This window comes from Mesorhizobium sp. J8 (assembly GCF_016591715.1).
GTDB lineage: Bacteria > Pseudomonadota > Alphaproteobacteria > Rhizobiales > Rhizobiaceae > Mesorhizobium.
The window spans coordinates 3,622,979-3,643,860 of sequence record NZ_AP024109.1 but is presented as its reverse complement, the minus strand read 5'-3'; the positions used below and the strand labels follow the sequence as shown (position 1 = coordinate 3,643,860).

Genomic DNA, 20,882 nt, shown 5'->3' with positions numbered 1-20,882 from the left:
GCGCATGCTATGGCCGGCACATGTCGACTTGGACCTCGGACGCCACAGCGCCTCGTTCCACGTGGTTCCTGCGTGGTGTCCGCGCGGCCTTTTCCCTGCCTGGCCTGATCCTCGTCAGCTCGTTCATTGGCTTTGCCGCCTTGGCGAAAGACGCCGGGGTCACGGCGGCACAGGCCGCTTTCATGACCGGAACGGTGTGGGCTCTGCCATCGATGGTCGTGCTGGTGGGCGCGATCGCATCGGGAGCGGCGCTGCCGGCGGCGATGTTCGCCGTCACGTTGTCCGCCATACGTCTGATGCCGATGGTGATGGCGCTAGCACCCGAGATGCGCGCCGGGAAAACCCGGCAATGCGTGCTCTATCTCCTGGCGCATTTCGTGGCCGTGACCTCCTGGGTGTTGGCCATGGAGCGCCTCAAGCGCGTCCCGCCTGACATGCGTACGACTTACTATGCCGGCCTCGGCGGCACGCTGGTGACGACGAATGTCATCGTCGTGACCGTCGTCTATGCAGTGGCGGACGCGCTGCCGTCCGCCGCTTCGGCGGCGTTGCTGATGTTGACGCCGATGTATTTCCTGACCTCGTTGTGGGGGTCGGCGCGCGAGCGGGCAGGGCACGTGGCAATGGTTCTGGGCATCGTCCTCGGACCGGTCTTCCATATGGTGTTGCCGCAGATCGATCTGCTGGTTGCCGGACTGATCGGCGGCACGGTCGCCTATGGCTCGCGATTGTGGCGGCGCAAGGTGCGCGCGGCGTGAGTTACTTTTCCAGCGGCGCCTGGTGGTGGCCATACGTGTTCATTCTCGTCGCCGGTTTCGCCGCGACGGATATCTGGCGCTTCCTCGGTGTCTATCTTGGCGGGAAGCTTTCCGAAGATTCAGACCTGTTGGTATTGGTTCGCACTATGGCGACCGCGCTCGTTGCCGCCGTCATCGGCAACCTGATTGTCTTTCCGGGCGGCGCGCTTGCGCACACTTCGTTTGGCTTGAGGACGGGGGCGGCCGCCCTGGGTTTCGTCGCCTATCTGATGTCGGGACGGCGCATGGTCGTCGGCATCGCCACAGCCGAGTTCCTGCTGCTGGCGGGGCTTTATCTGAACTTTTGATTTCTCCCCATCTCAGTTCGCCAGCGCCGCGCGGATCTTGTCGGCATTCTCGGCCAGTACCTCGGGCTTCTCCATCTGACCGGAATGCGGCTTCAAGGGCACGCCCTCGAAGCGCGGGAGGACATGGACATGAAGGTGGTAGACGGTCTGCCCGGAAGCCGGCTCGTTGAACTGCATGATGGTGACGCCGTCGGCGTTGAAGGCTTTTTTCACCGCGACCGCAACTTTCTGCACGACGCCGAACAATGGTCCGAATGTTGCCGGATCGGCGTCGAGCATGTTGCGCGACGGCGCCTTGGGCACCACCAGCGTGTGGCCAGTGCCTTGCGGCATCACATCCATGAAGGCGACGACCGCGTCGTCCTCGTAGACGCGATGCGAGGGGATCTCGCCGCGCAGGATTTTGGCGAAGATGTTGCCGGGATCATAGGCTTCGGCCATGGGGGACACTCCCAATTGCACTCGCCGTCCGGTGTAGCGAAGCTGCCGGTAGGCGGCAAGGCGCTCAGGCGAGATCGACGATGCCTGCTTCGACAAGAGCCCGGTGGAAGCGTTTCTTGCGCACGGACTCGCTCGCGAAATAGGGCGCGGCACAGTCCGCCAGAAGGGTGGCCCTGGTCGCGAATACCGGATCGAGCGGCAGACCTGCTGCGGACATGGTCAATGTCGACAGGAATGCCGCGTCGAGCATGGCCGGAGCCGTCAGATCGCCGGGCAACGCGCCGTTGACCATCTCGATCGCGTAGAAGGTCTTGTACAAAGCCCTGTCGGAAGGCGGCAGGCCGGTGAGGCCGTCGTGAATGACGGCTGGTGATCGCCGTAACGCACGATGATGGCGGGCCGGCCCTTCAGCGCGGTTTTGAGTTTCTCGCGAAACGCGGCATAGGCCTCGACGCTCTCAGCCAGCCGAACGGCATATTCGCCGTAATTCTCGTCGCCCGTCAGCGCGACGGCTTCACGGCGGACATCGGCTTGAAGCGCGGGAGGAAAAATGCGGCGACGATGATCGCCGTGGTTCATCAGCGTCATGATCGAAAGAAAACAGGGCTTCTCGCTCTCCAGGCGGTCCGCGATCCGGCCCAGCGCATGGTTGTAAAGCTGTTCGTCATGACGCTCCCGACGCCAGCGCTCCAGATCGAAGGGCGGCGGCAGGGTCGGGGCGTAGGTGACCTCCTCGAAGCCGACCGATTTATAGAAACGATCGCAGTTGACGAAGTTGGGACGGTCACAGCTGACATGCGACACGTGATACCCCATGCCTGAAAGCACCGACGGCAAGGAGTGGCGCACCCGCCCGGCCAGCAGATGAAAGACGAAGCGGCTGTCGTTCCCAAAGGAGAGCGAGGACAGGCCGGTCAGCACCGAAAATTCGGTCTGCAGCGTGCTGCCGCCGAAAACATCGACATGCAAAGCCCCCGACAGGCCGTTCGCGGGCGAGAAGAACTGTTCGAAGGACCGGTCGATCGGCACCCCATGATGCCTCGGATCGAATGTCGACTCCTGCAGGATCATGAAGATGTGCGGCCGGGCCTCGCCGTTCCCCCGCTTTGCCGGCACAGGCGGCAGAAGCGGCAGCGGATCGGGCGTGATGTCGACGAAACCCGGCCGTCGCGAAGGTCCCGCGCCGAGCCATGAAGCCACGAAAGCCGAAAGATGCGCGCGATTCCTGGTGAGCAGGTCGAAGCGGAAACGAGGCGCTCCGCCACTCAGCCGGTAGACCACGATGTAGATCAGGACCGCCGCGGCGAACAAAACAAGGCGCAGCGAGAGCGGCGTCGCCTCTTCCACCACGGTCATGTCGACAAGCACGGCGGCCGCAACGATCGCGGCGGCGGCAAAGAGGGCAGGGATCGCCATGCGGGCATGGTCGACAAGGACGCTGCGCCAGCTGCTCGCGGCCAGATGATAGAGATCTCCGGCCAGAAGATTGAAGCCGAGATAGCGATATTTGAGCTTTGACGCGATGCCGATGATGGCCGTCAGCATGAGCGTCATCCAGAGCGCGACGACCGTGCCCGGGAAAAGCAGATGCAGGAAAGCAAACAGAAGGAAGAAGGTGGAAAAGCCGATCGGCCATGTTCCCGGCTTGCCTTCGAGCCGGGCGGTCAAGAGCGGCGCGGCCACGAGCCCCGCCACACCGAGCCATTGCTCGACGCCCCAAGATGCCAAAGACAGCATGCCAACCCCGCGGTGCTTGCGCACCAATACCCCTGGGCGGTGACTTAACGGATTCCAGCGATCCGGTAAACAGCAGGCGCTAAGCCGGCTTCGTTGCTTGGCCGATATTGTAGAAAGCTCTTGATAGCGCGCTCCGCTATTGCACAAGCGCCGATGTTTGTCGTCTGATGCGTCGACATCGGGACGGAGCAATCATGAAGTGGGTCGTCGCAGGCTGGCTGCTGTTCATTGTCTCGGCGCTGTTTTTCATCGCCGCCGCATGGCGCGCGGGCGATCTGCTGGCGCTTGCCGGCGCCGTGCTGTTCCTGGTCGCCTGCTTCTCGTTCCTGGTTCCGATCGCCGCCGGAAAGCCGCACTGACCGGCAGACCGGCTATTCCTCCAGGTCCTTGCGGAAGGGCGTATGCTCTTCGAGATATGCGCCCATGCGCTCGACCTCGCGCCGTTCGCGCCTGAGATAGTCGGCGACGGCATTGCGCAAACCGGGATGCGAGATGTAGTGCGCCGAATGCATGGTCACCGGCCGGTAGCCGCGCGCCAGCTTGTGCTCGCCCTGCGCGCCTGCCTCCACCACCTTGAGCTTGCGCTCGATGGCGAAATCGATCGCTTGGTGGTAGCAGACCTCGAAGTGCAGGAAGGGGTGGTCTTCGATGCAGCCCCAGTTGCGGCCGTAGAGCGCGTCGGAGCCGATGAAGTTGATGGCGCCGGCGATATAGCGGCCGTTGCGCTTGGCCATCACCAGAAGAATGTCGTCGGCCATGCGCTCGCCGATCAGTGAGAAGAACTGCCGGTTGAGGTAGGGCCGCCCCCATTTGCGGCCTCCGGTATCCATGTAGAAAGCGAAGAAATCGTCCCAGGCGCTTTCGGTGATGTCCCTGCCGGTCAGCCAGTCGATCGAGATGCCGTCGACCAGCGCCTCGCGGCGCTCCTTCTTCATCGCCTTGCGCTTGCGCGAGGCGAGCGTGGCGAGGAAGTCGTCATAGGTCGAAAAGCCGTCATTGAAGAAATGGAACTGCTGGTCGGTGCGGTGAAGAAAACCGGCCGCTTCCAGCGTCGCGATATCGGGCTCGGTGGCGAAGGTGACATGCGCGGAAGAGACGCCGAGCTTGTCTGTCACGAGCTTCAGGCCCTCCGCCAATCCGGCCTTCACGGCGCCCGCGTTCTCGCCTTTGCCGACCAGCAGGCGAGGACCGGTGACCGGCGTGAACGGCACCGAGCATTGCAGCTTGGGATAATAGCGGCCACCGGCGCGCTCGAAGGCGTCGGACCAGCCATGGTCGAAGACATATTCGCCTTGGCTGTGCGACTTGAGATAGCAAGGGACGGCGCCGAGAAGCCTGCCTTGCGCGGTTTCCAGCCGCAGGTGATGGCCCTGCCAGCCGGTGCGCCGGACAGCGCAGCCAGAGTCCTCCAAGGCGCTTAGAAAAGCGAACGAAACCAGCGGGTTGTAGCCGTTTTCTTTATCGCCGCGCGTGGTCCCGGCAAAGCCGTCCCATTCCTCGCAGGTGAAAGCGCCGATGCCCGCAGCTATGCGGATCGCATAATCCGCGGTCGCTGCCCGTCCATCGTCGTCGTCGCCTTGATCCATGCGGCTTATTTAAGCGTCCTCAAGGCTGCTACAAGTCACGTTTCAGGCACCGCCTCAGAGCATGATGCCGAAAAGTGTGAAACGGTTTTTCGGACGACATCATGCTCTCTCTCTTAGATTGTTTAGAGCCGGATGATTTCAGGTCGTTTGACCTGAAATCATCCGGCTCTAGGCAACGTTGACCAGATCGGGTTCGAAGCCCTCGAAGGTCATCTGGTCGGCATATTTGAAGGTGAGGTCGACCGCCGGCTGGTCATGCACGGTCCAGGTTATGACGGGCATTTTCAGCTTTTCGCGCACGAAGCTGACGAAGGGGTTCGGCAGGTCGCCTGCGGCGTAGGAGGTGAAGGCGAGGTCGTGCGCGAGCATGGCGAAATGCGCCTCGATCAGCTGGTTGTCCCTGCCATAGGCTGTCAACCCGCCGGGAATGCCCGGCGCGTCCTTGGCGAAGTCGCGGATCAGCCAGTGGTCGAACGACATGATCGCCACCTTGCCCTTGTAGCGCTTGAGCAGCCGGCCGACGCTTGCCACCAGCCCGGCGTCGTGGCCGGGAACGCCCTTCAACTCGACCACCAGCGGCACGCGGCCGTCGATCAGCTCGAGCGCTTCCTCGAGCGTCGGCACGTGGTCCATGGTGCCGCCGATCCTGAGCGTCGCCAGTTCGGCCGCGGTGCGCTGCCAGACGAACCCGTCCTCGCCGGTAAGGCGTTTCAGGTCGCCGTCATGGATGATGACCGGGACGCCATCGGATGAGATATGCACGTCGCATTCGATGGCGTAGCCTCGCTCGGCCGCCGCGGCGAAGGCCGACAGCGTGTTCTCCCAGCGGGTTTTGTTCATGTCGTGGAAGCCGCGATGCGCGACAGGGCGGGCAATCAGCCAGGAGAGATCGGTCATGTTGGGCATCACTCGACTTCGAAGATCGCTTCGATCTCGACCGCGGCGTTGAGCGGCAGCGAGGCGGTGCCGACGGCGGAGCGGGCGTGCTTGCCGCGCTCGCCGAGTGCCGCGACCAGGAAGTCGGAGGCGCCGTTTGCAACCAGATGCTGCTCGACGAAATCAGGCGCCGAAGCCACGAAGACCGTGATCTTGACCAGGCGGCGGATCTTTTCGAGATCGCCGAGCGCCGCCTTGGCCTGGGCCAGGATGTTGATGGCGCAGAATTTCGCCCCTTCCTTGCCGGCGGCGGTGTCGATGTCGCGGCCGAGCAGACCGCTTGCCTGCAGCTTGCCGTCCTTCAGCGGCAGCTGGCCGGCGGTGAACAGCGTGTTGCCGGTGCGGCAATAGGGCACGTAATTCGCGGCGGGCGCGGCGGCGGCCGGGATGGTGACGCCAAGATCGCTTAGCCGCTTTTCGATTGTTTCGCTCATTGGTTTTCCCTATTGCTGGAAGACGCCGCGTTGGCCGGGCCGAAATTGCTATTTTTGCCTCGCTTCCGCCACGACTTTTTTTAAGCTGGACCATCTTTCCCTGCGGCCTGTCCCGCGGCCGCGACGATCGGAGCAACGCATGCGCGCAACGCGCCTTTTTCTTGCCGCCGCCTGTCTTTCGGCCGCGTTCCCAATGGCGCCGGCCTTTGCGGTTCCCGCGCTGCAGGCGCATCGCGCCGTCTACGATCTGACGCTCAACAAGGCCTCCGACCGTTCGGGGATAACCGGCATCACCGGCCGCATGGTCTACGAGTTCAACGGCTCCGCCTGTGAGGGCTACACGGTCAAGTTCCGCTTCGTCACCCAGATCGTCACGAACGACAACACCAGGCTGACCGACCAGCAGACCACGACTTTCGAGGATGCCGAGGGCAAGACCTTTTCCTTCGTGACGAAATCCTTTGTCGACCAGAACCTCGACAAGGAGGTCAGAGGCACGGCCACCAGGGAGGCGAAGGGCCTCAAGGTCGATATCGACAAGCCGGAGAAGAGCAGCCTCGAGCTCGCGGCCACGCAGTTTCCGACCCAGCATCTGGTCGAGCTGATCGGCAAGGCAGAGAAGGGCGAGAATTTCTACCAGACCAACCTGTTCGACGGCTCCGAAGACGCCAACAAGGTGATGACCACCACCGTCATCGTCGGCAAGAAGACCGAATCCGACAAGACGGATCCGGAAGCGCCGGCGCTGGCCAAGCTCGCCTCCGACAAATACTGGCCCGTCGACATCGCCTATTTCGACGACACCGACAAAGGCGGCGAGGAGGTGCCGGAATACCGGATCAGCTTCAAGCTGCACGAGAACGGCATCACCCGAGACCTCGTCATGGACTATGGCGACTTCTCGATGACCGGCAAGCTGGTGAACCTGTCGCTGTTCGACCAGACCAAGCCTTGTCCGGCTTCCAAATAGCGATTTCCCGACGGCAGCCGACCCGGCTTGCAGGCCTGGCCCTCAAACGCCATGTGTGAGGCTTACCAAATGCGGCGGGCCTGATGGCGGTCTATGTCGATGCGGCGATCTGGAAATGGGCCGGCCACCGCTGGTGCCACCTCCTTGCCGACGACACGGACGAGCTGCATCGTTTCGCCGCCGAGCTCGGCCTCAAGCTTTCCTCCTATCAGGGACCGCCCAAGACCTCGGCGCCGCATTACGACATCACCGGCTTCGAGCGCGACCGCGCGGTCCGGCTCGGCGCGATCGAATGCAGCCGCGAGGAGATCGTCGCGATCTTTCGCCGCGTCAGGGTGCCGAACGGCAAGGTGAAACGCTGAGGATTGGGCGGATCGCCGCAGGTCTGGGCGTTTTCCGGCACCCGGCTTGCGTTTGACGGACTTCCCCTCTATATGCGCGCTCATTCCACACACGGACTTTGGTGTCTGCCCGGGAGAAATCCGGCTGAAACCTCCGGTGGCATCAGGACATCCCGTCCGAAATGCCTGTGTCCGTGGAGGCCAACCGGAAAGGAACTAAAGAATGGCTCTGCCAGATTTCAGCATGCGCCAGCTTTTGGAAGCTGGTGTTCACTTCGGCCACCAGACCCACCGCTGGAACCCGAAGATGGCGCCCTACATCTATGGCGCCCGCAACAACATCCACATCATCGACCTGTCGCAGACTGTGCCGCTGCTGCACCAGGCGCTGAAGCAGGTGTCCGACACCGTCGCCAAGGGCGGCCGCGTGCTGTTCGTCGGCACCAAGCGCCAGGCCTCCGACATCGTCGCGGACGCCGCGCAGCGTTCGGCCCAGTATTATGTCAACTCGCGCTGGCTGGGCGGCATGCTCACCAACTGGAAGACGATCTCGAACTCGATCCAGCGCCTGCGCAAGCTCGACGAGACGCTGGCCGGCGAGGCCCAGGGCCTCACCAAGAAGGAGCGCCTGAACCTCGACCGCGAGCGCGAGAAGCTCAACAAGGCTCTCGGCGGCATCAAGGACATGGGCTCGACGCCGGACCTGATGTTCGTCATCGACACCAACAAGGAAGCGATCGCCATCCTCGAGGCCAAGCGCCTCGGCATTCCGGTCGTGGCCATCATCGATTCGAACTGCGACCCGGACAAGATCGACTTCCCGATCCCCGGCAATGACGACGCGGCCCGCGCCATCCAGCTCTATTGCGACCTGATCGCCAAGGCGGCCATTGACGGCATCGCCCGCCAGCAGGGCGCGCTCGGCGTCGACATCGGCGCTTCAGCCGAGGCTCCGGTCGAGCCGGCGCTCGACACCCCGGCCGCCGAAGCTCCGGAAGCTTGATAAGGAAGGCCGGAATCCCGGCCTTCATCTTTCCAATAAGTTGGCGCGCTAAAGCGCTTTTGCCGAGCGCATCATCCGAGTTCCGGTTGGTGCGTCGGCGCATTTGAAACAAAGAGGCGACAATGACGATTTCGGCTGCACAGGTCAAAGAACTCCGCGACTTGACCGGCGCGGGCATGATGGACTGCAAGGCGGCGTTGAACGAGACCAACGGCGACATGGAAGCGGCCGTCGACTGGCTGCGCAAGAAGGGTATCTCCAAGGCCGACAAGAAGGCCGGGCGCACCGCCGCCGAGGGCCTGATCGGCGTCGATGCCGGCCTGCGTGAAGCCGCCATTGTCGAGGTCAACTCCGAGACCGACTTCGTCGCCCGCAACGAGCAGTTCCAGGAACTGGTGCGCAACATCGCGAAGGTCGCGCTCGCCTACGGCACGACCGAGGCGGTTGCCACAGCCAAGTATCCGGGCTCCGACAAGACGGTCACCGAGACCATCAAGGACGCCGTCGGCACCATCGGCGAGAACATCAATTTCCGCCGTTCGGCCAAGCTCACCGTCCCGCATGGCGTGGTGGCGACCTATGTGCACAACGCGGTTGCCGACGGCCTCGGCAAGCTTGGCGTGCTGGTGGCGATCGAGACCACCGGCAACGAGCATGCGGCCAACGCCTTTGCCCGCCAGGTGGCGATGCATGTCGCCGCCAGCAACCCAGTCGCGCTGACCGCCGAGGAAGTCGACCCGGCGCTGGTCGAGCGCGAGAAGGCGATCTTCTCCGATCAGGCGCGCCAGTCGGGCAAGCCGGAAGCGATCATCGAGAAGATGGTCGAGGGCCGGTTGCGCAAGTTCTATGAAGAGGTGGTGCTTTTGAAGCAGGCCTTCGTGCTCAATCCCGACATCACCGTCGAGAAGGCGCTGAAGGATGCCGAGAAGGAAATCGGCGCTCCGGCGAAGATCGTCGCCTATCTGCGTTACGCGCTGGGCGAGGGCATCGAGAAGGAAACGACCGATTTCGCCGCGGAAGTTGCGGCTGCTGTCAAGAAATAGCTCCGAGCCAGGGGAGCGCTCGGCGTTCCCTCAAGGTGAAGAGCTCACGAGCTCAGGCAACTCGGCCGGGTGTCCGCATGGATGCCCGGCCGATTTCTTGTGCGGTGTCGATAAAGGCCCTGAGCTTCGGCGCCATCGACGCGCGGCGCGGGAAATAGAGGAAGAGGCCGGGTTCCCCGATCGCCGTCTGCGGCAGGATCTGGACGAGGCGGCCGGCGGCAAGGTCGGCGCGGACCAGCGGCTCGAAGACGTAGGCGAGCCCGACGCCGGCCAGCGCCAGGTCGATGGCGCCAAGCGAATCCGTGACGATGGCCGTTCCGCGCGTTTCGACGACGACATCCTTGCCGTTGTCGTTCAGGTCCCAGCGGTAGAGCGCGCCGGACCGAACCAGCCGGTAGCCGATGCAGTTGTGATTGGCGAGATCGGCCACGTCGCGCGGACGGCCGTGCTTGCCGACATAGGCGGGAGAGGCGACGATCACGGCTTTGAACGGCGGCGTCATCCTGACGGTGACCATGTCCTGCGCGATCATTTCACCGAGCCGGATGCCGGCGTCAAAACCTTCGCCGACGATATCGATAAGTCCCTGGTCGGCAACGATCTCGACCGTCACATCGGGATAGCGTTCGGCCATCGCCGCGACCACCGGCGTCACCGCCAGGGGGATCGCTATGTTGGAGGCGTTGATCCTGAGCAGGCCGGCCGGCCTTCCCTTCACGCCACGGATTCGATCCATCCGCTCGGCGATGTCCTGGAGGGCTGGGGCCGCCGTTTCCACCAGGGCCTTGCCGGCTTCGGTCAGCGAGACGCTGCGCGTCGTGCGGGCAAAGAGCGGCTGGCCGATGCGCTCTTCCACCAGCCGTACAGCATGGCTGACGGCGGACGGGCTCATGCCGAGCTCTGCCGCGGCAAGCGCGAAGCCGCCGCGCCGCGCGACGGCGACAATGACCGGCAAATGTGTAAGCAGATCGCGATCCATTCATGAACGATATCGCACAGTCTTTGCGAACAATGCAACCTTATCGATGCCTGCAGCCTGGTCCACATTCTCCTCGAAACATCGGCGGCGGGCTGATGCTCAAGGAGAGACGAAATGAACGCGTTGAGACATGTAACTTTTGCCGCAGGCATGGCGCTGGCGCCGGTCGACGCGGGCGCAGAAGCAACCGGCTGGCAGGCGCTTGCCGACGAGCGCGCGGTGATCCGCATCGTCGACGCCATCGACCGGGCGGTGGATGCGCAGGATTGGACGCTTGCGCGCAGCTATTTCGCCGATCGCGTCACCGCCGATTTCAGCAGCCTGTCGGGGCAACCCGCGGCCAACATCGCCTCCGACGAGCTGATCGGCGCCTGGGCGGGCAATCTCAAGGGCAGCAAGACCAGCCTGCATCTGCGCACCAACCATCAGGTCGTGCTCGAGGCTGATGCCGCGACCGTCCGTTCCAACGGCTATGCGTGGAACCGGATGGAAGGCAATGGCGACCCGCTTTGGGAAGTCTGGGGCACCTACGAGCATCATCTGACGCGCTCGGCTGCCGGCTGGAAGGTCGACGGCTTCACCTTCCGCATGACGCATGAGCGCGGCAATCCCTGGGTCAAGGCGACCCCCGGCCAGTGACCGGCAGCAAATCAGTTCAGAATCGGAAGACCACCATGACCATGACCTATTACACGCTCGGCAACAGCGGGTTGCGCGTCAGCCGGCTGGCGCTCGGCACCATGACCTTCGGCACGGAATGGGGCTGGGGCGCGGACCGTGAGACCGCGCGCGCTATGTTCGATGCCTATGTGGAAGCCGGCGGAAACTTCTTCGACACCGCCGACCTCTATACCGGCGGCACAGCCGAGACCTGGCTCGGCGAGTTCGTCACCGAGCGCGGCCTGCGCGACAAGGCGGTGATCGCCACCAAATTCACCATGAATACCGAAGCCGGCAATCCGAATGCCGGCGGCAACGGCCGCAAGAACATCATGCGGGCCGTGGAGGCCTCACTGAAACGGCTCGGCACCGACTATATCGACCTTTACCTTCTGCATGTCTGGGACAGGATCACCCCGGCAGAGGAGGTGCTGCGCACGCTGGACGACCTCGTCCGTGCGGGCAAGGTGCGCCATATCGGCCTTTCCGACGTGCCTGCCTGGTATGCCGGCCGCGCCCAGGCGGTCGCCGAGCTGCGCGGCTATGAGCCGGTCTCGGCGCTGCAGCTCGAATATTCGCTCGCCGAGCGCGCCATCGAACATGAATATGTGCCTTTCGCCACCCGCCATGGCGCGGGCATCATGGTGTGGAGCCCTTTGGCCAGCGGCCTGCTCAGCGGCAAATACAGGCCGGCGCAAGCCGGAAATGCCGGGCGGCTCGACGGCTTCCGCAACACCACACATCCCGGTTTCCAGAAGTTCAGCGACCGCAACTGGGTGATCGTGGCGGAGCTCGAGAAGGTGGCGGTCGAGCTTGGCCGCAGCATGGCGCAGGTCGCGCTCAACTGGGTGGCGACGCAGCCCGGCATCGCCACCGTCATCCTCGGAGCGACGAAGCTCAACCAGCTCGAGGATAATCTTGGCGCGCTCGATTTTTCGATTCCCGCCGAGCTTCGTGCGCGGCTAGAGAAGGTCAGCGCCACGCCGGCGCCGTTCCCGCATCCCTATTTCGGCTCCGAGATCCAGGTCCGGGTGACGGGTGGCGCGGTCACCGGCGACAAGCCGGCCGGCTATTCGCCTCCCGTCGTGATCGAGGGCGAGGCGGTCAGCATCTCAAGCAACTGATCGGAAAGACCGAAAAAGCCTGGAATTTTGCACGAGGGCGCGGCGTGACATCGCCGCGCCCTTCGTGTATCGGGTCAACCCGTCATGACAGCACCGCCGGATGAAGCGGGGGCGGTTCGCCTCCAAATTTGCCGCGCCGAGATTTCGAGGAATGAGATGACGGTGAAGCCCCTCTATCGACGTGTCGTGCTGAAGGCTTCCGGCGAAGCGTTGATGGGCGAGCAGCATTTCGGCATCGACGTCTCGGTCGTCGACCGCATCGCCGCCGATATCGCCGAGGCGCGCGCGCTGGGCGTGGAAGTCGGCGTCGTCATCGGCGGCGGCAATATCTTCCGCGGCGTGGCCGTCGCTTCGAAGGGTGGCGACCGCGTCACCGGCGACCACATGGGCATGCTCGCCACCGTCATCAATTCGCTGGCGCTGCGCACCTCGCTCAACAAGATCGGCGTCGACGCCGTCGTGCTTTCGGCGATCGCCATGCCGGAGCTCTGCGAGAGTTTTTCGCAGCGCCAGGCGACGGCCTATATGAACCAGGGCAAGGTGGTCATCTTTGCCGGCGGCACCGGCAATCCGTTCTTCACCACCGATTCGGCCGCGGCCCTTCGCGCCGCCGAGATCGGCGCCGATGCGCTGTTCAAGGGGACGCAGGTCGACGGGGTCTATTCGGCCGATCCCAAGAAAGACCCGAGCGCTGTCCGTTTCGACCGCATCAGCCACGCCGAAGTCATCAAACGCGGGCTTGCCATCATGGATACGGCAGCGATTGCACTTGCGCGCGAAAACAACATTCCGATAATCGTCTACTCGATCCACGAAAAAGGTGGTTTCGGCGATATTCTGAGGGGCGGCGGCCATTGCACGGTCGTCACGGACAAGTAACAGGCGCCGGGATCCGTCAAACGATCACGGAACCGCCGACCGAATAACGATAGAAGCAGTGAACCCGGCGAACGGGTCGAGGAGATGATCATGAGTGGCGAGTACGAAGACCTGAAGCGACGCATGGACGGGGCGATCGCCGCATTCAAGCATGACCTGGCTTCGCTGCGCACCGGCCGGGCCTCCAGCAACCTGCTCGACGCTGTCCAGGTGCAGGCCTACGGCACCGCGATGCCGATCAACCAGGTCGCCAACGTTTCGGTGCCGGAGCCGCGCATGATTTCGGTGTCGGTCTGGGACAAGTCGATGGTCAGCGCGGTCGACCGCGCGATCCGGGAAGCCAATCTCGGCTTCAACCCGATCGTCGACGGCACCACGCTGAGGATTCCGCTTCCCGAGCTCAACGAGCAGCGCCGCAAGGAACTGGTCAAGATCTCGCACGGCTATGCCGAGAACGCGCGCGTCGCGGTCCGCCATGTCCGCCGCGACGGCATGGACTTCCTCAAGAAGGCCGAGAAGGATGGCACCATCAGCGAGGACGACCAGCGCAAGCGGTCCGACCAGGTCCAGAAGCTGACCGACGAGATGATCAGCACGATCGATCACCTGCTTTCCGATAAGGAAGCTGAAATCATGCAGGTTTAGGGTCGGGTTTTCCGGCTCGAAAGCGAGATTATGGCAACGCCCGCGCATGTCGCGATCATCATGGATGGAAACGGACGCTGGGCCAAGGCGCGCGGCCTGCCGCGTCTTGCCGGGCATCGCGCCGGTGTCGAGGCTCTGCGCAAGACCGTTCGCGCGGCGCCTGAACTCGGCATCTCCTATCTGACCGTCTACGCTTTCTCCTCGGAAAACTGGTCGCGGCCGAAATCCGAGGTCAGCGACCTCATGGGTCTCTTGAAGCTGTTCATCCGCCGCGATCTCGCCGAGCTGCACCAGAACGGAGTGCGGGTGAGGGTGATCGGCGACAAGGAGGGGCTGCAACCCGATATCAGGGGCCTGCTGCAGGAGGCCGAATCGCTGACCGCCGGCAACGAGGCGCTGACGCTTGTGATCGCCTTCAACTATGGCGGCCGCGACGAGATCGTGCGCACCGCCCGCAAGCTGGCGGAAGCCGTCGCGCGGGGCGACATGGCGAGCGAGGCGATCACCGCCGAAAGCTTCGCTGCATCGCTCGACACGAGGGGCATCCCCGATCCCGAACTGGTGATCCGGACCAGCGGCGAACTCAGGCTGTCGAACTTCCTTCTCTGGCAGGCCGCCTACAGCGAGCTTGTCTTCCTGCCTTGCTATTGGCCGGACTTCAGCCGCGAGCATCTGGCAGACGCCTTGCGCGACTTTGCCGGCCGTGAACGACGCTTCGGCGGACTCGCCGCCCGCGATGTCGCGCTTTAGGCGCCGCCACGCATGAGCAACCTTCAACAGCGCGTCATCTCGGCAATCGTTATGGCGGCTCTGACGCTTGGGCTCACCTGGCTCGGCGGATTGCCGTTCCGGCTGTTCTGCGCGGCAATTGCGGCGCTGATCTTCTATGAATGGACGCGCATGGCGCGCACCGGCAGCGGCGCGGCGCTCGGCCTCCTGCCTGAAGCGCTGATTCTGATCTTCGTCGCCGCGCTGATCGCGGGGCTGCCGGCCTTGTGGCTGCTCTTGCTGGTCGCGATCCTTGTGGCGGTCGCGGCCATCGCCGCCCGGGTCAGAGGGGCGGCGCCTTGGGAACCCCCCGGGGTCGCCTATGCGGCACTATCCGGCTTCTCGCTCGCCTATCTCCGTGACGACAATCACTCCGGGCTGATTGCGATCCTCTTCCTGTTCGCCGTGGTCTGGGCGACCGACATAGCGGCCTATTTCGTCGGCCGAGCCGTCGGCGGCCCGAAGCTCGCGCCGTCGATCTCGCCCGGCAAGACGCAGAGCGGCGCGCTGGGCGGCGCGGTCGGCGGCGTTATCGCCGGCGTTTTACTCGCAATCGTCGCCGGCGCCGGCAATCTGGTCCAGCTTGGCCTCGTCGCGCTGGCGCTCTCGGTCGTTTCGCAGATCGGCGACCTGTTCGAATCATGGGTCAAGCGCCGGCACGGCGCCAAGGATTCGAGCAATCTCATTCCCGGCCATGGCGGCGTCATGGACAGGGTGGACGGACTTGTCGCGGCCGCATTGGCGCTGTACGTCATGGGCTGGGTCGCGGCGGGCGTCGAACATCCGGCACTGGGGCTGTTTCCGAACTGAACGACGCAGCAGTCAGGCGAAAAGTGGCACGCGCCCGCGGATTCGCCCGGATTGATGCCACAGTCGCGGTGGAATGTCGCGTGCGGGCGAATTTGAGGGCATGACTTGAACGACATCTTTCACACGGTGTTCAGCACACAAGGCTTCGTCCTTGGCACGCTCGTGCCGTTTCTGTTCGTGCTGACCGTGGTCGTGTTCGTCCACGAGATGGGCCACTATCTGATCGGCCGCTGGTGCGGGATCGGCGTCAAGGCTTTTTCCATCGGCTTCGGCCCAGAGCTCTTTGGGTTTTACGACCGCCGCGGCACGCGCTGGAAGCTTTGCGCCATTCCGCTTGGCGGCTACGTCAAGTTCGTCGGCGACATGAATGCGACATCGAGCCAGCCGAGCACGGAAGAGCTCGAATCGCTGACGGAAGCCGAGCGCGAGGTCGCCTTTCACGCGCAACCGATCTGGAAGCGCGCTGCCACCGTCGTGGCGGGGCCGTTGTTCAATTTCCTGCTGACGATTGCGGTGTTCGCGGTGCTGTTTTCTCTCTACGGCCGCCCGGTCCTGGAGCCGACGGTGGCCGAAGTCACCGCCGGCAGCCCGGCGCAGAAAGCCGGAATCCAGCCAGGCGACCGATTCGTCAAAGTCGACGGCTCCAAGGTGGAGACCTTCGCCGATGTGCAGCGGCTGGTTTCGGGCAGGGCAGGCGACGCCATCACCTTCACCATGCTGCGCGACGGCAAGGAAATCGACGTTACGGCGACGCCGGAGCCCATGGAGCAGCAGGATGCGCTGGGCAATAAGGTCAAGCTCGCGGTGATCGGTGTGGTCAACAATGCCGAGCTCGGCCAGCCTCGCCTGATCTCCTACACGCCGGCGGGCGCCGTGGTGGCGGCGGTCGAGGAAACCGGGCACGTGATCGAACGCACCGGCCAGTTCCTGCAGCGCTTTGCGCTCGGGCGCGAGGACAAATGCCAGCTGGGCGGTCCGATCAAGATCGCGAAGATGTCGGGCCAGGCAGCCAAGCTCGGCTTCGAATGGCTGGTGCAGCTTGTTGCATTTCTGTCAGTCGGAATAGGATTTCTCAATCTCCTGCCGATTCCCCCTCTCGACGGCGGCCACCTGTTGTTCTACGGCGTGGAGGCCGTCATAAGGCGGCCCGTTTCGGAGCGCATGATGGAGATGGCCTACCGGACCGGGCTGTTCCTGGTGCTTGGATTTATGGGCTTCGTGTTTTGGAACGATCTGTTTGGGTGCTGAAATCATGAAGAAATTTGGCTTCAGCGCCGGTCATATTGAGATGCCGTTTACCATGCGTGGGGATATGCGTGACGCGAAAGCCACGCGGTACGGTTAAGTAAATACAAATTAACCGGGAGCCTTGCGTGTAGGGAAAATCCGGTTAATACGGTAAGGGAAAATACCGCACGTCCGGTTTTCTCGCCGTGGGGACTACGAGAAAAAGGTACAAAAGCCCGATGAAGGCAGCATCCAAGTTTCTGAGCGCCGCTTCCGCGGCGGCTTTGTCCGCCGCTCTGGTCGTGCCAGGCGCGCTCGCAGTGCAGTTGGCCGCCACATCCGTGGCCGAGGCTGCGGTCATTTCGCGGGTCGAGGTCAGCGGCAACCAGCGCGTCGACGCTGAAACGATCCGCAATTACATCTCGATCAAGCCGGGCAAGCCTTTCTCCAGCTCCGATATCGACGACGCCGTCAAGGCGCTGTTCGGCACCGGGCTGTTCTCGGACGTCCAGATCAACCAGGTCGGATCGAGCCTGGTCGTCAAGGTTTCCGAATACAAGGTCGTCAACCAGGTCCTATTCCAGGGCAACAAGAAGCTCAAGGACAACGCGCTCCAGGCCGCTATCCAGCTGAAGCCGCGCGCGACCTTCTCGCAGCAGGCGCTGGACGCCGATGTCGAGGCGGTCAAGGCGGCCTACAAGCGCATCGGCCGCGACGACGCCGCGGTGACGACGCAGATCATGGATCTCGGCGACAACCGCGTGAACGTGGTCTTCAACATCACTGAAGGCGGCCGCACCCAGATCGCGGCGATCAATTTCGTCGGCAACCACGCTTATTCCAGCCGCCGCCTGTCGGACGTCATCAACACCAAGCGCTCGTCCTGGCTGTCCTTCGTGCTGCGCGACGACGTCTATGACGAGGACAAGCTGCGCGCCGACCAGGAGCTGCTGCGCCGCTTCTACTACAATCACGGCTATGCCGACTTCCAGGTCGTCTCGGCCGTCGGCGAGCTTGACGATACGACCAACAAATACACGGTCACCATCACCGTGCAGGAAGGCGATCGCTACACGTTCGGCGACGTCAGCGTGGAAAGCACCATCCCCGAAGTCGATTCGAAGTCGCTGGAATCGGTCGTCGAAACCCATAAGGGCGACGTCTACAACGCCAAGGACGTCGAGGATTCGATCGTCGCTTTGACCGAGAAGGTCGCGGGCTCGGGCTATGCCTTCGCCCAGGTGACGCCGCGCGGCGACCGCAATTTCGAGAACCACACCATCTCGGTCGTCTACACCATCGACCAAGGCACCAAGGCCTATATCGAGCGCATCGAAATCCGCGGCAACGACCGCACGCGCGACTATGTCATCCGTCGCGAATTCGATGTCAGCGAGGGCGATGCCTTCAACCAGGTTCTCATCCAGCGCGCGAAGAAGCGGCTGGAAAACCTTGATTACTTCCAGTCCGTCGAAATTTCGACCGTTCCGGGCTCGGCCCCTGATCAGGTCGTGCTGGTGGTCACCGTGGTCGAAAAGTCGACCGGCGAATTCTCGGTCGGTGCCGGCTATTCGACCGGCGGCGACACGCCCGGACCTTCGATCGAGGGCTCGATCACGGAGCGCAACTTCCTCGGCCGTGGCCAGTACATCAAGCTGTCAGCCGGCGGCGGCAAGCATTCGCGCGACTTCGCTCTTTCCTTCACCGAGCCTTACTTCCTCGGCCGGCGCATCGCGGCGGGCTTCGACATCTACAAGTCGACTCGCGAATACGATCACTACGATACGGACACCACCGGTGCGACCGTTCGCTTCGGCCTGCCGATCACGGACAATATTTCGACGCAGCTGGCGTACAATATCTCGCAAGAGAAGTACTCGCTCTCGGACAACTGCACCACCGATGGCGCCTATGACCCGCTCAAGTGCACCATCTCCCAGGCGATTCGGGATGGTGTCGAAGAGAGCCCCTGGCTCAAGTCGTCGGTCAGCCTTGGTTTGGTCTATAACACGATCGACGACATGAAGAACCCGCATGAGGGCCTTTATGTCACCGGTACGACCGAGTTCGCCGGCTTGGGCGGCGACGCCAAGTGGGTCAAGGTTACGGGGCGCGCAAGCGTCTACCAGACTTTGTCCGAGCAGCTTGATATCGTTGGCCTGGTTTCCGGCGGCGCAGGCTACCTTGCAGGTTACGGCAATGGCGATCTGCGTATCTTCGACCTCTTCCAGAGCAATGATCGCATGATCCGCGGCTTCGAGTATGGCGGCATCGGCCCTGTGGCCGCTGACGCCGACGATCACCTTGGCGGCACGACTTATTTCAATGCCTCCGCGGAGGCCCAGTTCCCGCTGCCGGTCATTCCGGAAAGCTTTGGCTTGCGCGGTGCTGTGTTTGCCGATGCTGCAACGCTCTATGGCAACAAGCTTGAAGATGTCGATCAGGGTTCAGTCGGCATGAAGTGGCGCGCCTCGGTCGGTGTCGGCCTGATGTGGGCTTCGCCGTTCGGTCCGATCCGCATCGACTATGCGATCCCGGTCAAGAAAGAGCCGACCGACAAAACGCAGGAATTCAACTTCGGTATCGCGACCCGCTTCTGATTTGTGGTTGCGACGGTTCCGGGCCGACTGACGGCCCGGAGTGGACTGATCCGACCCAGCTGGATATTGCTTCTGGAATGACCGATCCGGTGTTCTTCGCGCCTTCACGCCGGTATACGGCTGGCGAGGTCGCGAATCTGACCGGCGCCAGCCTGCTCGATTCCGCTCAGGCCGAGATTGCCATCGAGGCGCTGGCTCCAGCAAATGAGGGTGGCAACGGCGCGCTCGTCTTTGTCGACGGCAAGCGCAATTTCGCGCTTATGCCATCGCTCAGGGCGGCCGCGGTTCTGTGTCCTGCCGATTTTGCCAGCAAGGCGCCGCCGGGCATCGCCGTGCTCATGCATCCGCGTCCGCAACAGGCTTTCGCGATGGTCGGGCGCCTGTTATTTCCGCAAGCGGCGACTCCGGGGCCTATGACCGGAGAAACCGGCATATCGGCGCATGCGTTCATCGACCCATCAGCGCATATCGAGGAGGGGGCGATCGTGGAGGCCGGCGCCGTGATCGGACCCGGCGTGTCCATCGGTAGCGGCACGGTCGTTGCGCCACACGCCGTTGTCGGCCGGTCCTGCCAGATCGGTCGCGACGGCTACATCGGCCCCGGCGCCAGCATTCAATATGCGCTTGTCGGCAATCGCGTCATCATCCATGGCGGGGCCCGGATCGGCCAGGATGGATTCGGCTTCGTCGGCGGCGCCAAGGGGCCTGAACGCGTGCCGCAGATCGGCCGCGTCATCATTCAGGACGATGTCGAGATCGGCTCCAATTCGACCGTCGACCGCGGCGCGATGTCCGACACCATCATCGGCCAAGGCACCAAGATCGACAATCTGGTGCAGATCGCCCACAATGTTCGCATCGGCCGCAATTGCATTATAGCCGGGCTTTCGGGTATTTCCGGTTCCGTCGTCGTCGGCGACAACGTCACCATGGGTGGCGGTGTCGGCCTCGCCGATCATCTGACCATCGGGCCCGGAGCCAAGCTTGCTGCGAGAAGTGGATTCATGAACAACGTGCCGGCAGGCGAGGTCTGGGGAGGTTACCCGGCGCAGCCCATGGCGGAAGCCATGCGCGAGATAGCGATGCTGCGCAAGATGGCCAGGACGCGCAAGCAAGGCGACGGAAATGGCTGACATGGTGGCAACGACACTCGAGGCGGTCGACATCATGGGGCTCATGAAGCTCCTGCCGCACCGCTATCCGTTCCTGCTGATCGACCGCATCGTCGATATCGACGGCGACGATTCCGCCGTCGGCATCAAGAACGTGACCATCAACGAGCCGCATTTCCAAGGCCATTTTCCCCAGCAACCGGTCATGCCCGGCGTGCTCATCATCGAGGCCATGGCGCAGACCGCTGGCGCGATCTGCATTCGCAGCCTCAATACGGAAAAGCCGTCGCTGGTTTATTTCATGACCATCGACAATGCGAAGTTCCGCAAACCGGTGGTTCCGGGCGATCAACTCAGGATCCACGTCAAAAAGATCAAGAAGCGCGGCAATCTGCTGAAATTCGCCTGCGAGGCGATGGTCGATGGCGCGAAGGCCGCCGAAGCCGAGGTTTCGGCCATGATGATCACTGACTGACGATTTG

Annotated in this window: 24 protein-coding genes; 17 read left to right on the top strand and 7 right to left on the bottom strand. The window is 63.2% G+C overall.

Translation table 11 applies throughout. The features are described 5' to 3' along the window. The first annotated feature begins 20 nt into the window (after nt 1-20). The gene (locus MJ8_RS17495; RefSeq protein ID WP_201410082.1) at nt 21-758 is read left to right on the top strand and encodes an AzlC family ABC transporter permease; all 738 of its coding nucleotides are present in this window, start codon (nt 21-23) and stop codon (nt 756-758) included. Nucleotides 759-793: 35 nt separating this feature from the next. Beyond that, nucleotides 794-1,105 carry an AzlD domain-containing protein gene (locus tag MJ8_RS17490; RefSeq protein ID WP_412177065.1) on the top strand — a complete coding sequence of 104 codons (312 nt, stop codon included), beginning with the start codon at nt 794-796 and terminating at the stop codon, nt 1,103-1,105. 12 nt (nt 1,106-1,117) lie between these two features. On the opposite strand, the gene MJ8_RS17485 is transcribed toward MJ8_RS17490, so the two are convergent. The 3 genes from MJ8_RS17485 to MJ8_RS17475 all read right to left on the bottom strand — a co-directional run bounded on the left by MJ8_RS17485 (nt 1,118) and on the right by MJ8_RS17475 (nt 3,475). Next, the gene (locus MJ8_RS17485; protein ID WP_201410080.1) at nt 1,118-1,546 is read right to left on the bottom strand and encodes an HIT family protein; all 429 of its coding nucleotides are present in this window, start codon (nt 1,544-1,546) and stop codon (nt 1,118-1,120) included. A gap of 64 nt (nt 1,547-1,610) precedes the next feature. Next, nucleotides 1,611-1,838 carry a hypothetical protein gene (locus MJ8_RS17480; protein ID WP_201410079.1) on the bottom strand — a complete coding sequence of 76 codons (228 nt, stop codon included), beginning with the start codon at nt 1,836-1,838 and terminating at the stop codon, nt 1,611-1,613. Beyond that, complete coding sequence (locus MJ8_RS17475; RefSeq protein ID WP_201410078.1) at nt 1,808-3,475, bottom strand: sulfatase-like hydrolase/transferase; 1,668 nt, start codon at nt 3,473-3,475, stop codon at nt 1,808-1,810. Before MJ8_RS17475 ends, MJ8_RS17480 begins: the two co-directional genes overlap by 31 nt. Before the next feature lie 2 nt (nt 3,476-3,477). Here MJ8_RS17475 and MJ8_RS17470 point away from each other — a divergent pair, with 2 nt between their 5' ends. After that, nucleotides 3,478-3,642: a cytochrome oxidase subunit III gene (locus MJ8_RS17470; protein ID WP_116390151.1), complete on the top strand. Its 165-nt coding sequence runs from the start codon at nt 3,478-3,480 to the stop codon at nt 3,640-3,642. A 12-nt stretch (nt 3,643-3,654) separates the two neighbouring features. Here the strand turns inward: MJ8_RS17470 and MJ8_RS17465 are convergent, their stop codons facing one another. The 3 genes from MJ8_RS17465 to MJ8_RS17455 form a co-directional block, all read right to left on the bottom strand. Beyond that, nucleotides 3,655-4,869, bottom strand: coding sequence for a GNAT family N-acetyltransferase (locus MJ8_RS17465; RefSeq protein ID WP_201410077.1), 1,215 nt, complete (start codon nt 4,867-4,869; stop codon nt 3,655-3,657). A 168-nt stretch (nt 4,870-5,037) separates the two neighbouring features. Next, a complete protein-coding gene (locus tag MJ8_RS17460; protein WP_201415470.1) occupies nt 5,038-5,766 on the bottom strand; it encodes a glycerophosphodiester phosphodiesterase in 729 nt (242 codons plus the stop codon). An 8-nt stretch (nt 5,767-5,774) separates the two neighbouring features. Continuing rightward, on the bottom strand, nt 5,775-6,239 hold the full coding sequence (locus tag MJ8_RS17455) for a RidA family protein (RefSeq protein ID WP_040994991.1): 465 nt from the start codon (nt 6,237-6,239) through the stop codon (nt 5,775-5,777). Between the two features lie 139 nt (nt 6,240-6,378). On the opposite strand from MJ8_RS17455, the gene MJ8_RS17450 reads away from it, so the two are divergent. The 4 genes from MJ8_RS17450 (at nt 6,379) to tsf (ending at nt 9,596) form a co-directional block, all read left to right on the top strand. Next, on the top strand, nt 6,379-7,209 hold the full coding sequence (locus tag MJ8_RS17450) for a cell envelope integrity EipB family protein (RefSeq protein ID WP_201410076.1): 831 nt from the start codon (nt 6,379-6,381) through the stop codon (nt 7,207-7,209). An 83-nt stretch (nt 7,210-7,292) separates the two neighbouring features. Further along, complete coding sequence (locus tag MJ8_RS17445; RefSeq protein WP_040994988.1) at nt 7,293-7,571, top strand: DUF4031 domain-containing protein; 279 nt, start codon at nt 7,293-7,295, stop codon at nt 7,569-7,571. 202 nt (nt 7,572-7,773) lie between these two features. Then, complete coding sequence (gene rpsB / locus MJ8_RS17440; RefSeq protein ID WP_040994986.1) at nt 7,774-8,553, top strand: 30S ribosomal protein S2; 780 nt, start codon at nt 7,774-7,776, stop codon at nt 8,551-8,553. Between the two features lie 122 nt (nt 8,554-8,675). Next, the gene (gene tsf, locus MJ8_RS17435; RefSeq protein WP_201410075.1) at nt 8,676-9,596 is read left to right on the top strand and encodes a translation elongation factor Ts; all 921 of its coding nucleotides are present in this window, start codon (nt 8,676-8,678) and stop codon (nt 9,594-9,596) included. Between the two features lie 52 nt (nt 9,597-9,648). On the opposite strand, the gene MJ8_RS17430 is transcribed toward tsf, so the two are convergent. Then, a complete protein-coding gene (locus tag MJ8_RS17430) occupies nt 9,649-10,575 on the bottom strand; it encodes a LysR family transcriptional regulator (protein ID WP_201410074.1) in 927 nt (308 codons plus the stop codon). A gap of 114 nt (nt 10,576-10,689) precedes the next feature. Here MJ8_RS17430 and MJ8_RS17425 point away from each other — a divergent pair, with 114 nt between their 5' ends. The 10 genes from MJ8_RS17425 to fabZ all read left to right on the top strand — a co-directional run bounded on the left by MJ8_RS17425 (nt 10,690) and on the right by fabZ (nt 20,875). Then, nucleotides 10,690-11,214: a nuclear transport factor 2 family protein gene (locus tag MJ8_RS17425; RefSeq protein ID WP_201410073.1), complete on the top strand. Its 525-nt coding sequence runs from the start codon at nt 10,690-10,692 to the stop codon at nt 11,212-11,214. 35 nt (nt 11,215-11,249) lie between these two features. Further along, entirely contained in the window at nt 11,250-12,359 is a 1,110-nt protein-coding gene (locus tag MJ8_RS17420) for an aldo/keto reductase (RefSeq protein WP_201410072.1), read from the top strand. Between the two features lie 156 nt (nt 12,360-12,515). Then, nucleotides 12,516-13,238 (top strand): UMP kinase, encoded by a 723-nt coding sequence (gene pyrH, locus MJ8_RS17415; RefSeq protein WP_201410071.1) that lies wholly within the window; start codon nt 12,516-12,518, stop codon nt 13,236-13,238. A 90-nt stretch (nt 13,239-13,328) separates the two neighbouring features. Next, nucleotides 13,329-13,883: a ribosome recycling factor gene (gene frr / locus MJ8_RS17410; RefSeq protein WP_082037291.1), complete on the top strand. Its 555-nt coding sequence runs from the start codon at nt 13,329-13,331 to the stop codon at nt 13,881-13,883. Nucleotides 13,884-13,913: 30 nt separating this feature from the next. Further along, the gene (locus MJ8_RS17405) at nt 13,914-14,633 is read left to right on the top strand and encodes an isoprenyl transferase (protein ID WP_201410070.1); all 720 of its coding nucleotides are present in this window, start codon (nt 13,914-13,916) and stop codon (nt 14,631-14,633) included. Nucleotides 14,634-14,645: 12 nt separating this feature from the next. Next, the gene (locus MJ8_RS17400; RefSeq protein WP_201410069.1) at nt 14,646-15,461 is read left to right on the top strand and encodes a phosphatidate cytidylyltransferase; all 816 of its coding nucleotides are present in this window, start codon (nt 14,646-14,648) and stop codon (nt 15,459-15,461) included. A 105-nt stretch (nt 15,462-15,566) separates the two neighbouring features. Then, nucleotides 15,567-16,709, top strand: a complete 1,143-nt coding sequence (rseP, locus tag MJ8_RS17395) for an RIP metalloprotease RseP (RefSeq protein ID WP_201410068.1) — start codon at nt 15,567-15,569, stop codon at nt 16,707-16,709. A 218-nt stretch (nt 16,710-16,927) separates the two neighbouring features. Continuing rightward, nucleotides 16,928-19,288 carry an outer membrane protein assembly factor BamA gene (gene bamA, locus MJ8_RS17390; RefSeq protein WP_201410067.1) on the top strand — a complete coding sequence of 787 codons (2,361 nt, stop codon included), beginning with the start codon at nt 16,928-16,930 and terminating at the stop codon, nt 19,286-19,288. 77 nt (nt 19,289-19,365) lie between these two features. Beyond that, nucleotides 19,366-20,421 carry a UDP-3-O-(3-hydroxymyristoyl)glucosamine N-acyltransferase gene (lpxD, locus tag MJ8_RS17385; protein WP_201410066.1) on the top strand — a complete coding sequence of 352 codons (1,056 nt, stop codon included), beginning with the start codon at nt 19,366-19,368 and terminating at the stop codon, nt 20,419-20,421. Beyond that, nucleotides 20,414-20,875, top strand: coding sequence for a 3-hydroxyacyl-ACP dehydratase FabZ (fabZ, locus tag MJ8_RS17380; RefSeq protein WP_201410065.1), 462 nt, complete (start codon nt 20,414-20,416; stop codon nt 20,873-20,875). Before lpxD ends, fabZ begins: the two co-directional genes overlap by 8 nt. Nucleotides 20,876-20,882 lie beyond the last annotated feature (7 nt).

Coding starts and splice junctions, on each gene's coding strand:
- MJ8_RS17495 (WP_201410082.1), top strand. CDS start 21: ATGTCGACTTGGACCTCGGACGCCACAGCGCCTCGTTCCACGTGGTTC.
- MJ8_RS17485 (WP_201410080.1), bottom strand. CDS start 1,546: ATGGCCGAAGCCTATGATCCCGGCAACATCTTCGCCAAAATCCTGCGC.
- MJ8_RS17480 (WP_201410079.1), bottom strand. CDS start 1,838: ATGGTCAACGGCGCGTTGCCCGGCGATCTGACGGCTCCGGCCATGCTC.
- MJ8_RS17470 (WP_116390151.1), top strand. CDS start 3,478: ATGAAGTGGGTCGTCGCAGGCTGGCTGCTGTTCATTGTCTCGGCGCTG.
- MJ8_RS17465 (WP_201410077.1), bottom strand. CDS start 4,869: ATGGATCAAGGCGACGACGACGATGGACGGGCAGCGACCGCGGATTAT.
- MJ8_RS17460 (WP_201415470.1), bottom strand. CDS start 5,766: ATGACCGATCTCTCCTGGCTGATTGCCCGCCCTGTCGCGCATCGCGGC.
- MJ8_RS17455 (WP_040994991.1), bottom strand. CDS start 6,239: ATGAGCGAAACAATCGAAAAGCGGCTAAGCGATCTTGGCGTCACCATC.
- MJ8_RS17450 (WP_201410076.1), top strand. CDS start 6,379: ATGCGCGCAACGCGCCTTTTTCTTGCCGCCGCCTGTCTTTCGGCCGCG.
- MJ8_RS17445 (WP_040994988.1), top strand. CDS start 7,293: ATGGCGGTCTATGTCGATGCGGCGATCTGGAAATGGGCCGGCCACCGC.
- rpsB (WP_040994986.1), top strand. CDS start 7,774: ATGGCTCTGCCAGATTTCAGCATGCGCCAGCTTTTGGAAGCTGGTGTT.
- tsf (WP_201410075.1), top strand. CDS start 8,676: ATGACGATTTCGGCTGCACAGGTCAAAGAACTCCGCGACTTGACCGGC.
- MJ8_RS17430 (WP_201410074.1), bottom strand. CDS start 10,575: ATGGATCGCGATCTGCTTACACATTTGCCGGTCATTGTCGCCGTCGCG.
- MJ8_RS17425 (WP_201410073.1), top strand. CDS start 10,690: ATGAACGCGTTGAGACATGTAACTTTTGCCGCAGGCATGGCGCTGGCG.
- MJ8_RS17420 (WP_201410072.1), top strand. CDS start 11,250: ATGACCATGACCTATTACACGCTCGGCAACAGCGGGTTGCGCGTCAGC.
- pyrH (WP_201410071.1), top strand. CDS start 12,516: ATGACGGTGAAGCCCCTCTATCGACGTGTCGTGCTGAAGGCTTCCGGC.
- frr (WP_082037291.1), top strand. CDS start 13,329: ATGAGTGGCGAGTACGAAGACCTGAAGCGACGCATGGACGGGGCGATC.
- MJ8_RS17405 (WP_201410070.1), top strand. CDS start 13,914: ATGGCAACGCCCGCGCATGTCGCGATCATCATGGATGGAAACGGACGC.
- MJ8_RS17400 (WP_201410069.1), top strand. CDS start 14,646: ATGAGCAACCTTCAACAGCGCGTCATCTCGGCAATCGTTATGGCGGCT.
- bamA (WP_201410067.1), top strand. CDS start 16,928: ATGAAGGCAGCATCCAAGTTTCTGAGCGCCGCTTCCGCGGCGGCTTTG.
- lpxD (WP_201410066.1), top strand. CDS start 19,366: ATGACCGATCCGGTGTTCTTCGCGCCTTCACGCCGGTATACGGCTGGC.
- fabZ (WP_201410065.1), top strand. CDS start 20,414: ATGGCTGACATGGTGGCAACGACACTCGAGGCGGTCGACATCATGGGG.